9 protein-coding genes are annotated in these 10,461 nt (G+C 72.1%); 8 read left to right on the top strand and 1 reads right to left on the bottom strand.

The genetic code is table 11. The features are described from left to right. The 5 genes from AB0J52_RS02715 to AB0J52_RS02695 form a co-directional block, all read left to right on the top strand. A partial coding sequence (locus AB0J52_RS02715; RefSeq protein WP_500179817.1) for a glycosyltransferase 87 family protein occupies positions 1 to 1,431 on the top strand: 1,431 nt, incomplete at its 5' end. Further along, positions 1,431 to 1,895 carry a DUF4446 family protein gene (locus AB0J52_RS02710; RefSeq protein WP_500179816.1) on the top strand — a complete coding sequence of 155 codons (465 nt, stop codon included), beginning with the start codon at positions 1,431 to 1,433 and terminating at the stop codon, positions 1,893 to 1,895. The genes AB0J52_RS02715 and AB0J52_RS02710, both read left to right, overlap by 1 nt. Positions 1,896 to 1,957: 62 nt before the next feature. Beyond that, positions 1,958 to 2,893, top strand: a complete 936-nt coding sequence (gene pheA, locus AB0J52_RS02705; RefSeq protein WP_500179815.1) for a prephenate dehydratase — start codon at positions 1,958 to 1,960, stop codon at positions 2,891 to 2,893. Between the two features lie 88 nt (positions 2,894 to 2,981). Further along, the gene (locus AB0J52_RS02700) at positions 2,982 to 4,925 is read left to right on the top strand and encodes a carboxypeptidase-like regulatory domain-containing protein (RefSeq protein WP_500179814.1); all 1,944 of its coding nucleotides are present in this window, start codon (positions 2,982 to 2,984) and stop codon (positions 4,923 to 4,925) included. A gap of 126 nt (positions 4,926 to 5,051) precedes the next feature. Beyond that, positions 5,052 to 5,924: an RpnC/YadD family protein gene (locus AB0J52_RS02695; protein WP_500179813.1), complete on the top strand. Its 873-nt coding sequence runs from the start codon at positions 5,052 to 5,054 to the stop codon at positions 5,922 to 5,924. Between the two features lie 11 nt (positions 5,925 to 5,935). On the opposite strand, the gene AB0J52_RS02690 is transcribed toward AB0J52_RS02695, so the two are convergent. Continuing rightward, positions 5,936 to 7,204 carry an FUSC family protein gene (locus tag AB0J52_RS02690; protein ID WP_500179812.1) on the bottom strand — a complete coding sequence of 423 codons (1,269 nt, stop codon included), beginning with the start codon at positions 7,202 to 7,204 and terminating at the stop codon, positions 5,936 to 5,938. A 159-nt stretch (positions 7,205 to 7,363) separates the two neighbouring features. On the opposite strand from AB0J52_RS02690, the gene AB0J52_RS02685 reads away from it, so the two are divergent. The 3 genes from AB0J52_RS02685 (at position 7,364) to AB0J52_RS02675 (ending at position 10,456) form a co-directional block, all read left to right on the top strand. Further along, positions 7,364 to 8,164, top strand: coding sequence for a class I SAM-dependent methyltransferase (locus AB0J52_RS02685; RefSeq protein ID WP_500179811.1), 801 nt, complete (start codon positions 7,364 to 7,366; stop codon positions 8,162 to 8,164). Positions 8,165 to 8,223: 59 nt separating this feature from the next. Further along, on the top strand, positions 8,224 to 9,483 hold the full coding sequence (gene serS, locus AB0J52_RS02680; RefSeq protein ID WP_500179810.1) for a serine--tRNA ligase: 1,260 nt from the start codon (positions 8,224 to 8,226) through the stop codon (positions 9,481 to 9,483). A 163-nt stretch (positions 9,484 to 9,646) separates the two neighbouring features. Continuing rightward, positions 9,647 to 10,456: an HAD family hydrolase gene (locus AB0J52_RS02675; protein WP_500179809.1), complete on the top strand. Its 810-nt coding sequence runs from the start codon at positions 9,647 to 9,649 to the stop codon at positions 10,454 to 10,456. The last annotated feature ends 5 nt before the right edge of the window (positions 10,457 to 10,461 follow it).

The following is a 10,461-nucleotide window of genomic DNA, read 5'->3' as shown; positions in this document are numbered from 1 at the left end:
AGGGGCGCGCGGAACGCGCGCGGGGACGCGCGCGGGCCCGACGTGTCGGCCCGCCGCGCCGCCGAGCGGAGCGGCGACGGCCGCCACGGCCCGCGTGGCACGGCGGACTGGCTCATCCTGGCCGCCGGGATCCTCGTCGCCGTGGCCGCGATCACACCCATCGTCGTCCGCTGGCTGGGCAACCCGCCCGACCAGCGCCTCGTCGACCTGGAGGTGTACCGGGAGGGCGGCCGGGCCCTCCTGCGCCAGGCCAAGCTCTACGACGTCCTGACCCAGCCGCCGCAGCTGCTGCCGTTCACCTATCCGCCGTTCCCGGCGCTGCTCGCCGTGCCGTTCACGCTGATGTCCTGGACGGCCGCGCAGTGGGTCTGGACGGCCCTGGAGTACGCCGCGCTCGCCGTGATCATCCGGTTCGCGTTCCGCGACCTGATCGCCCGCACCGGCCGCTGGGCCCCGCTGACCTTCGGCGTGCTGTTCGGCGCGTGCGCCTGGCTGACTCCGGCGTACGACCAGATCCGGTTCGGCCAGGTCGGCTTCTTCCTCATGGCGCTCTGCCTCGCCGACACGATGGCCCGCACCGCCTACTGGCCGCGCGGCGCGCTGGTCGGCCTCGCGATCGCGATCAAGCTGGTGCCGGGCGTCTTCCTGATCTACTTCTGGATCACCGGACGCCGCCAGGCCGCGCTGAACTCCCTGCTCACGGCCGCCGCCGCGTCCCTGCTGGCGTTCGCCTGGCTGCCCTCGGACTCGGTGGACTACTGGTTCGGCGCGCTGCTGCAGGGCGGCGACCGCACCGGCGCGGTGAACGGGACGACCAACCAGGCGCTGAACGGCTGGGTCGCCCGGGTCATCCCGGACGGCCCGTTCCAGACGCCGCTGTGGGGCCTGCTCGTCCTCGTCGTCGCCTACACCGGGTTCCGGCTGGCGCGCCGCGCGACCGTCTCCGCCGACCGGCTCGCGCTGCCCGCCCTGCCGCCCGACCCGTCCCGGCGCTGGGGCACCGACCGGATGCTCGCCGCCGACCCGGTGTCCGGCGAGGCCGCGCGGAGCCTGCTGCTCGCCGGCGTGGCGATCACCGGGCTGCTGTCGGTGCTGCTGTCGCCGGTCGGCTGGATCCACCACCTGGTGTGGGTCATCGCCGTGGTGGGAGCGCTCGCCGGGGACGGGCGGGACCGGCGCCGATGGCTCGCGGCCGGGGCCGTCTGGCTGTTCTACCTGTTCCCCGTGCCGTGGTGGGGGACGCACCTGACCGGGCCGAAACATCCGCTGATCTTGCAGATCGCCGGGCAGCTGATCCGGGACCTGTTCGGTTTCGGCGCCGTCGCGCTCATGGCCGTCCTCGGGCTGTGGCTGGTGAACCGGCTGTCCCGGAACGACAGACGCGGGGATCCCGCTCGCCCCCGGGACGGTGTCGGTACGCTCACCCCGTGATGCTTGCCGCCGTTGCCATCGCGGGACTCGTCGCCGGCGTGGCCGGACTCTCGGTCGCCGTGGTGGCCCACAACCGGGCCAACCAGGTGGTCGAGCAGTGCGCGGAGGTGGTGCGCCGACAGCTCCGGGCGGCCGGTCCGCCGGGCGCGATCGACGGCCACGCCCTGCGCGACCTGGCGATCGTGCACTACGACGCGCTGCGCGAGATGTCCGGCCACCGTTCCTTCTCCCTGGCCCTGATCAACGCCGCCGGGAACGGGGTCGTGATCAGCTCGATCATCGGCCGCACCGAGACCCGCACCTACGCCAAGCCGATCCGCGACGGCCACCCCGCCGAGCCCCTGTCGCCCGAGGAGAACCAGGCCCTGCGCGCCGCCCGCCTGGGCAAGGGGCCCGTGGTCACCATGGACGACCCGCTGCCCGACTTCGGCGACTCCGGCCGGACCGCGCGCACGCCTACCTGAGATCCCGGCCGTCCACCACGTACACTCCTGACGACCGGTCACCGCACTCGGGGGGACGTATCGTGCCTGATCAGCGCAAATGGGCCTATCTCGGACCGCAGGGCACCTTCACCGAGGCCGCGCTGCGCTCCTTCCCCGGCGCGATCGGGGCCGAGCACGTCCCGTTCGCGACCGTCCCCGCCGCCCTGGACGCCCTGCGCGGCGGTGAGATGGACGGCGCGCTCGTCGCCCTGGAGAACTCCGTCGAGGGCTCCGTCCCGACCACGCTGGACGAGCTGGCCACCGGCGACCCCGTCCAGATCGTCGGCGAGGTCCACCTGCCGGTCTCGTTCGCCCTGCTCGTCCGGCCCGGCACCGACCTCGCGGACGTCAAGACCGTCGCGTCCCACCCGCACGCCCAGCCGCAGTGCCGCCGCTGGCTCGGGGCGAACGTCCCGGACGCCGAGTGGCGCGCCGCCACGTCCAACGCCGAGGCCGCCCAGCACGTCGCCGACGGCCACTACGACGCCGCCCTCGCCGGCTCGTTCGCCGCCGCCCGGTACGGCCTGGAGGTCCTCGCCTCCGACATCCACGACGTCGCCGACGCCGTCACCCGCTTCGTCGCCCTGCGCCGCCCCTGCTCCCCGCCGCCCCCCACCGGCATGGACCGCACCAGCGTCGTCGCCTTCCTCGGCGAGGACCACCCCGGCGCCCTGCTGGAGATCCTCACCGAGTTCTCCGTGCGCGGCATCAACCTGTCCCTCATCCAGTCCCGTCCCACCGGCCAGGGCCTCGGCTCCTACCTGTTCTGGATGGACTTCGAGGGCCACGTCTTCGAGTCCCGCGTCGGCGAGGCCCTCATGGGCCTGCGCCGCGTCTGCGCCGACGTCCGCTTCCTCGGCTCCTACAGCCGCGCCGACAAGGTCCGCCCGGACGTCCGCCGGGGCACCCACGACCACGACTTCACCGAGGCCGCCGCCTGGCTCGCCACCATCCGCTGCGGCGCCACCGAACGCTGACCGAAACCCCCGCAGCGCGAAGGTAAACCCCCGTTGACCTTCACGCGTCCTCTCCATGCTTCACCCACGTGATCATGGAGAGCGTTCCTTGCGAAGATCTTTGGCGGCCCTCGCGTCGCTGTTCACCGTCCTGGCCCTGCTGCCGTTCGCGCCGGCGTCCGCCGAATCGGCGTCCGGCCCGATCGTCGCGGACGCGGGGATCGTTGTGGGGACGGACGGCAAGGCAGCGCCCTACGTGCGGCTCATCGCCGCCGACGCTCAGGCGACCGTCGATTTCGGGTTCCGCCTCAAGGGCGCGACCGAGCCGTACGCGACCGTCCCCGGAGTAGCGCGGGGAGAGGAGAGCGGTGAGCCTGAGGCAGGCGCCGTCTGGTCCGCCACAGCACCTTTCGCCCTCCGGGATGGCCGCACTTACCTGGACGTCCGGGTCGACGACCCGTCGGGTGAGCACACCGAGATCGCTCAGGTCGCGTTCCTCGACCGACCCGGCGGCGTCTTCACTCTCGTTGCAGGCCGGGGCGGGTTCACGACCGGCGCGTTCGGCGCGCAGGCCGTCGTCACGCACTCCGGCGAGGTCAGCAAGATCGTGGCGCGGCTCTACCGGGCTGGAACGAACGAGCAGATCGGCGCGGACGTCGTGCCCACGGTGCAGCAGTCGGCGGAGCTGCCCGGGGGTGTCACCCGCACCGACTACGCGACCGGCCTGGTCTTCGACCCGCCGGCTCCCGGCCGGTACCAGGTCGCCGTGACGGTCTGGGACGAGCAGAACGACAGTCGCCTCATGCGGTCGCCGATCTTCTCCATGCTCCAGGCCCAGCGGCTGGCCGACGTCCGGGTCACCCCCGGCACGGTCGACTTCGACCACCGCGAGGTCACGATCACCGGCCGGGTCACCGACACCGCGGGCGCGCCGCTCGGCGGCGTGACGGTCTCCCTGAACGCACCGGAGGCCCAGACCACGACCGCGAACGATGGCTCCTTCTCGCTGAAGGTGAGGCCGACGGTCCCGGACGCCTCGCTCCACGTCTCCGGGCACAGCGGCTACGCCTCCGCGACGGCCAAGGTGAGCTTCCCCTTCCGGGCGCAGCCGACGCGGGTCTCGATCACTCCGGTCCCAAGCGCCGCGCGGGTCGGCGACAGGATCACCCTCTCCGGGCTGCTGGAACGCCAGAACTCCGCCGGAGCCTGGGTCCCGCTCCCCGCGAGCCCGGTCAAGCTCTCGTTCATCCCCGAGGGGACCAGCCAGGGCACCGCACTCGGCACACTCGCCACCGGAGCCGACGGCCGCTACTCGCTGCCTGTCACGGTCACCGGATCGGGCACCTGGCGGGTGGACTCCGCGAACGGCCCCTTCCTCCAGAGCACCATGGCGGGCGAGCATCGCCGATCCTCGTTCCGGACGCGGATCATCGGCGTGACCGCCCGGCCGAGCCCCGTCGCCGTCAACGGCAAGGTCACCCTGAGCGGCCAGATCGTCCGGACCGGCGCACCGGCCGGCAAGACCAACGTCGCCAACGTCCCCGTGCGGCTCACGTTCAGCCCCGGACCGGGGCGGATGTTCAACATGGCCGTCGGCCGGACGGACGCGGCCGGACGCTTCTCGCTCACCGGTGTCGCCAAGTCCGAAGGCACCTGGTGGGTGGACTTCGCCGGTGGCACCGGCATCGGCGGCACCCTGGACGAGGCGTCCGCGACCCCGCGCATCTTCGTGGACGCCCGGTACAAGACGGCGGTCTCGTCCTTCAACGCGTCGCCAGAGCCGGTGAAGAAGGGCCGGACGCTCACGGTGAAGGGACGGCTCACCAAGCTCGTCGGCAGTTGGAAGCCCGGCGCGGGGGCGGCGTTGACGGTCTACTTCAAGCCTTCGGGGTCGTCGAAGTGGAAGGCCATGGGAACCGCCAAGGCCGACCGCAACGGCTGGTTCAGCAAGAACTTCAAGGCGACCGCCGACGGCACCTGGGCCGCCGCCTACGCGGGCAGCTCCTCCTACCTGGGCGTCTGGAGCACCGGCGACTACGTCGACGTCCGCTGACCACCACCCCCACATAAGGGCCGCCTCCCCAACTGGGGGCGGCCCTTCTGCTGCCGGGACATTTGCACGAACCAAAAACCTCGAACCTCAGGTAATCGTTCGACTGCGGTGGGTAATGTGCCGCTCATGGTCAAGCCCCCGCACGAGGCGCTGCATCAGATCTTCCGCCACGACCCGCGCCTGTTCGCCGACTTCCTGGACAGGGCGGCGGGCCTCAGCTTCCCCAAGGTGCTCGCCGTCCACGAGATCAACTCGAACCTGAACGAGATCCGGGCCGTCGAGTCCGAGGCCGACACCGTGCTGATGGTGGAGACCGTGGACGGCCCGCACATCGTGGTCATCGAGGCGCAGGAGCGGGTCGCCCGGGACAAGCTGAAGGCGTGGCCGTACTACGTCGCCTACCTGCGCAACAAGTACGACTGCGAGGTCACCCTCATCGTCGTCTGCCACGATGTCGCCACCGCGAACTGGGCCCGCCAGGCGATCTTCACCGGGCTGGCGGACCGGCCGTCCCAGTGCACCTGGCCGATCGTCCTGGCCCCGGACAACGTGAGCCCGCTGACCTCGGCCGCCGAGTTCGTCCGCGACCCGATGTCCGCCGCGTTCCGTGTCCTGACACACGCGTCGCGTGAGCCCACGCCGGGCATAATCGAGGCCCTGGAAGAGGGGTTGGCCGCTCTCAAGCAACAGGATCTGGAGACCGCCCGGTTCCTGGGGACTTTTCTTCACGCCGGGCTGGCCAAGAGCAGCCTGCTCGAACCCTGGAGGCAGATTGTGAGCACGATCATCAAGGACAAGAGGCTCTTCGAAGAGATCCGTGCCGAAGGCTTCATCCGCGGAGAGCAGGAGATGGTGATCGACCTGTTGTCCGCACGGTTCGCCCTGACGGATGCCGCCCGGCAACGCATCACCTCCTGCACCGAGAGCAAGACGCTGAAGCGGTGGCTGCGGCGGGGGGCCGAGGCCGCCTCATTGGAGCAGGTGTTCGGCGAGGACTGATCGGGCGGGGGTCACTGGTTTCGGTTCTTGGGGGTGCGGGCCGGGGGGGTGGTGTCGAGGGGCGGCGGGGTGTCGGCTCCTCTTCGGCGCGGGCGGCCGCTTCGGCGGGTTCGGCGGACGATGCCGGCCTGGCGGTCCGGGAGGTGGCGGGCGGCCAGGTCGCGGCCGCGCCAGCGTTCGCGGGCGCGTTCGCGGTGCTCGGGGTGCAGGTAGTTGATCAGCCGGTCGATGTGCATGATGATCTCGCCGTAGAGGGTGCGCTGGCGGATGCCGTTCTCCTGTTCGGAGAGCAGGGCGGCGAGGCGGTGCCGGTCCTCGCTGGCGGACTCGACGATGGCGTCCAGGCGTTCCTCCAGTTCGCGGGGGACGGTCTTGCGGGTCAGGTCGGTGGTCGCGAGCCTGCAGTAGGCCCGGACACCGTCGCCCAGTTCGTCCATGACGTCGGCGAGCCGGTCGCGGGCGTCCTGGCTCGCCAGGATGTGCTCGTCGTCGTCCTCGCTGCGGACGCTGTCCACGATCGCGCGGTTCATCGTCCGCAGGGACAGGCAGAAGTGCTCCAGCATCTCCAGGCCGTCCCGGAGGGCGACGCCGGCGTCGATCAGGGAGAGGGCGCGCGGGTTGAGGCGGACGCTGTCCTCGGCCTGGCCGATGGCCTCGTCGGTGCGGGCGATCTCGCGGAACATCCGCTTGGCGTCCTCCAGCCAGTCCTCGGCCTCGTCCACGCCGGGATCGGCGCGCAGGTCGGACGCCATGCCGTCGACGGTCTCGGCGATCCGGCCGGCGACCTCGCCGAGGGCCGCGCGGGCCTCGCCGATCCGCAGCGGCGGCCAGGCGAGCCCGGCGATCAGTCCGACCGCCGCGCCGATCAGGGTCTCGGAGATCCGCTCCCAGGCGGCGGACTCGTTCGTGGCGCCCAGGGAGAAGATCAGCATCGCGCTGATCGGGACCTCCAGCGCCTGGTCCCCCAGCCGCATCCCGTAGCCGATGGCGAGGCCGGCGAAGATCGCCAGCCCGAGGCTCCACCAGGAGAAGCCGAGGCCGTCGCCGAGCGCCACGGCCGTCAGGACGCCGAAGGTGACGGCGAGGACGCGCTGCCACACCGACCGCAGCGTCTGCAGCGCCGAGACCTGGACGACCAGCAGCGCCGTCAGCGGGGCGAGCAGCGGCAGCGGGCCCTTGGGCGGCAGCAGCCAGCGCGCCAGCCCGTAGGCCATGACCGCGATGACCGTCAGCCGGAAGCTGTCCAGCACCGCCGCCCGTACCCGGGGACTGATCCTCACCTTTCTACTGAAAATGATATTTCCTCCCCTTCTGGTCGAACTGAGGCAAAGCCTTCGTCCTTCCCCTGGATCGGCGCCGGTGCCCGGACTCGATCTCCCCACGCCGTGCGCGCCGGGGATCGCCGCCCCGCGTCACGCGCGCTGATCTACGGTGGGTCCGTGGACTTCGACACCTATGAACGGGACCTCTGGGACGGCCGGGCCGACGCCTACCAGCGCGGATTCGCCAGGATGAGCACGTGGTCGGTGGGCCCGCTGCTGGACGCCGCGGACGTCGCGTCCGGGACCCGCGTCCTGGACGTCGGCACCGGGCCGGGCGTGGTGTCCCGGGAGGCCGTGCGGCGCGGGGCGTCGGTGGTCGCGGTGGACGCCGATCCCGGGATGGCCGCCACGGCCCGCGCGAACGTGCCCGGCCTGGACGTCCGCGAGGCGGTCCTGCCCGAGCTGCCCCTGCCGGACGCGTCGTTCGACGCGGTCGTCGGCAACTTCGTGATCAACCATGTGAGCCGTCCGGACGAGGCCGTCCGGCAGTTCGCCCGCGTCCTGCGGCCGGGCGGGAAACTGGCGCTGACCTGCTGGGAGATGCCGCCGTCCGGCGCGCTGTCGCTGGTCGGCGAGGCGCTGGAGGAGGCGGGCGTGCCGGTGCCGGACGACATCCCGACGTCGCCGTTCGCCGAGCTGGGCAAGCGCGGCCCGTTCGCCGCCCTGCTCCGCGACGCGGGTTTCGCGGACGCCCGCGACGCCGAGCTGCGCTGGACGCACCTGGTCGACCCCGAGGAATGGTGGACCGGCGGCGCGCTCGCCCGGATCGGCACCAACGGGGTGATCGTCTCCCGCCAGGACGCCCCGACCGTCGCGAAGGTCAAGGCCGCCTACGACCGGCTGGCCACGCGTTACGCCACGTCCGACGGCCGCCTGGCCCTGCCCGCCAACGCCCTGCTCGCCACCGGCACCCGCTGATCGCACCAGGGGGCATATTGGCGCGCGGCGGACACACCCGGGCCGGTAGCCTCATGGGTGTGATTGACCTGCGAGCTCTTCGAGAGGATCCCGAGCGGCTGCGCGCGTCACAGCGCGCCCGCGGCGAGGATGAGACCGTCGTCGACACCCTGCTCGACCTGGACGAGCGGCGCCGCTCGGCGCAGTCGTCGTTCGAGCGGCTGCGCGCGGAGCAGAAGAGTTTCGGCAAGTCGGTCTCCAAGGCGCAGGGCGACGAGCGGCAGGCGCTGCTGACCCGCGCCAAGGAGCTGGCCCAGCAGGTGAAGGACGCCGAGGCCGAGGCCGACCGGATCGGCCGCGAGCTGACCGACGTGCTGCGCGTCGTCCCGAACCTGGTCGAGGAGGGCGCCCCGGCCGGCGGCGAGGACGACTTCGTCGTCCTGGAGCACGTCGGCGAGACGCCGTCGTTCGACTTCGAGCCGAAGGACCACCTGGAGCTCGGCGAGTCGCTCGGCGCGATCGACATGGAGCGCGGCGCGAAGGTGTCGGGCGCGCGGTTCTACTACCTGACCGGCGTCGGCGCGCGGCTGCAGTACGCGCTGCTCAACCTGGCCATGGAGCAGGCCGTCGAGAACGGGTTCGTCCCGATGTACCCGCCGGTGCTGGTGAAACCGGAGGCGATGGAGGGCACCGGCTTCCTCGGCGCGCACGCCGCCGAGGTGTACCAGCTCCCCGAGGAGGAGCTGTACCTGGTCGGGACGTCCGAGGTGCCGCTGGCCGCCTACCACATGAACGAGATCATCGACGCGCTGCCGCGGCGGTACGCGGCCTGGTCGTCGTGCTTCCGCCGCGAGGCGGGCTCCTACGGCAAGGACACCCGCGGCATCATCCGGGTGCACCAGTTCGACAAGGTCGAGATGTTCTCCTACTGCGACCCGGCGGACGCGCACGAGGAGCACCTGCGCCTGCTGGACTGGGAGAAGCAGATGCTCGCCAAGGTCGAGATCCCCTACCGGGTGATCGACGTGGCGGCGGGCGACCTCGGCACCAGCGCGGCCCGCAAGTACGACTGCGAGGCGTGGGTGCCGTCGCAGCAGCGCTACCGCGAGGTCACCTCGACGTCGAACTGCACCGAGTTCCAGGCGCGCCGCCTGTCGGTCCGGTACCGCGACGAGAACGGCAAGAGCGGCCCGGTCGCGACGCTGAACGGCACCCTCGCCACCACCCGCTGGATGGTCTCGATCCTGGAGAACCACCAGCAGGCCGACGGCTCGGTCCGCGTCCCGAAGGCGCTGCAGAAGTTCATCGGCCTTGAGGTCCTGGAGCCGGTCAAGCGCTGACGAACCGCCAGGAAGCCCGTCCTTCGCCGTGAAGGACGGGCTTCTTCGCGTCCCGGGCGCGGGCGCGCACCGGCGGCGGGTGGCCCGGGCGGGGGCGGGGTCGCCTAAGCTCGGGGGCACCGCGGCTCGATCATGCCGTGGTACGGGCCTTCTGGAAGGTGACATGGCCGCTCGCATGCCCCGGTTGATCGCGACCGACCTGGACGGAACGATCGTGCGGTCCGACGGGACGGTCTCGGACCGCACGGTCGAGGCCCTCGGACGGGTGGAGCGCGCCGGGGCGACCGTGGTCATGGTGACCGGCCGGCCGCCGCGGTGGATGCACGAGATCGCCGAGGCGGTCGGGCACCGGGGCGTCGCGATCTGCGCGAACGGGGCCGTCCGGTACGACCTGCACACCGAGGCGGTGCTCAAGGCGCGGCTGATCGAGCCCGAGGTGATCGCGAAGGTCGTGGAGCGGCTGCGGGCGACCGAGCCCGAGCTCCGGTTCGCCGTCGAGTACCCGGACGGGTTCGTGTTCGAGGCGCGCTACAACCTGGGGCGCTGGGACGCCGACGCGATCGGCGGACGGCCGGTCGACGGCGAGGAGCTGATCGCCCGGCCCGGCACCAAGCTGCTGGCGTTCCATCCCGACAGCGAGCCGGACGGCCTCTCGCGGCGCGCGCGGCGGGCGGTCGGCGACCTGGTCACCGTGACGCACTCGTCCGGCCGGGGGCTGCTGGAGATGAGCGCGCACGGCGTCACCAAGGCGACCGCGCTCGCGGAGCTCGCGGGCGACCTCGGGCTGGACGCCCGGGAGGTCGTGGCGTTCGGCGACATGCCGAACGACCTGCCCATGCTGACCTGGGCGGGCCGTTCGTTCGGGGTCGCCAACGCGCACCCGGACGTCCTCGCCGCCGTCACCGACACCACCGGCAGCAACGACGAGGACGGCGTGGCGCGCGTTCTCGAACGCCTCTTCCCCGAGTGCTGAGACGC

It is taken from the genome of Spirillospora sp. NPDC049652, from assembly GCF_040675125.1.
Lineage (GTDB): Bacteria > Actinomycetota > Actinomycetes > Streptosporangiales > Streptosporangiaceae > Spirillospora.
This window is presented reverse-complemented; position numbering and strand designations above follow the sequence as displayed.

Bases quoted from the DNA above. Each gene is read 5' to 3' on its own strand.
- AB0J52_RS02710 (WP_500179816.1), top strand. From the start codon at position 1,431: ATGCTTGCCGCCGTTGCCATCGCGGGACTCGTCGCCGGCGTGGCCGGA.
- AB0J52_RS02695 (WP_500179813.1), top strand. From the start codon at position 5,052: ATGGTCAAGCCCCCGCACGAGGCGCTGCATCAGATCTTCCGCCACGAC.
- AB0J52_RS02675 (WP_500179809.1), top strand. From the start codon at position 9,647: ATGGCCGCTCGCATGCCCCGGTTGATCGCGACCGACCTGGACGGAACG.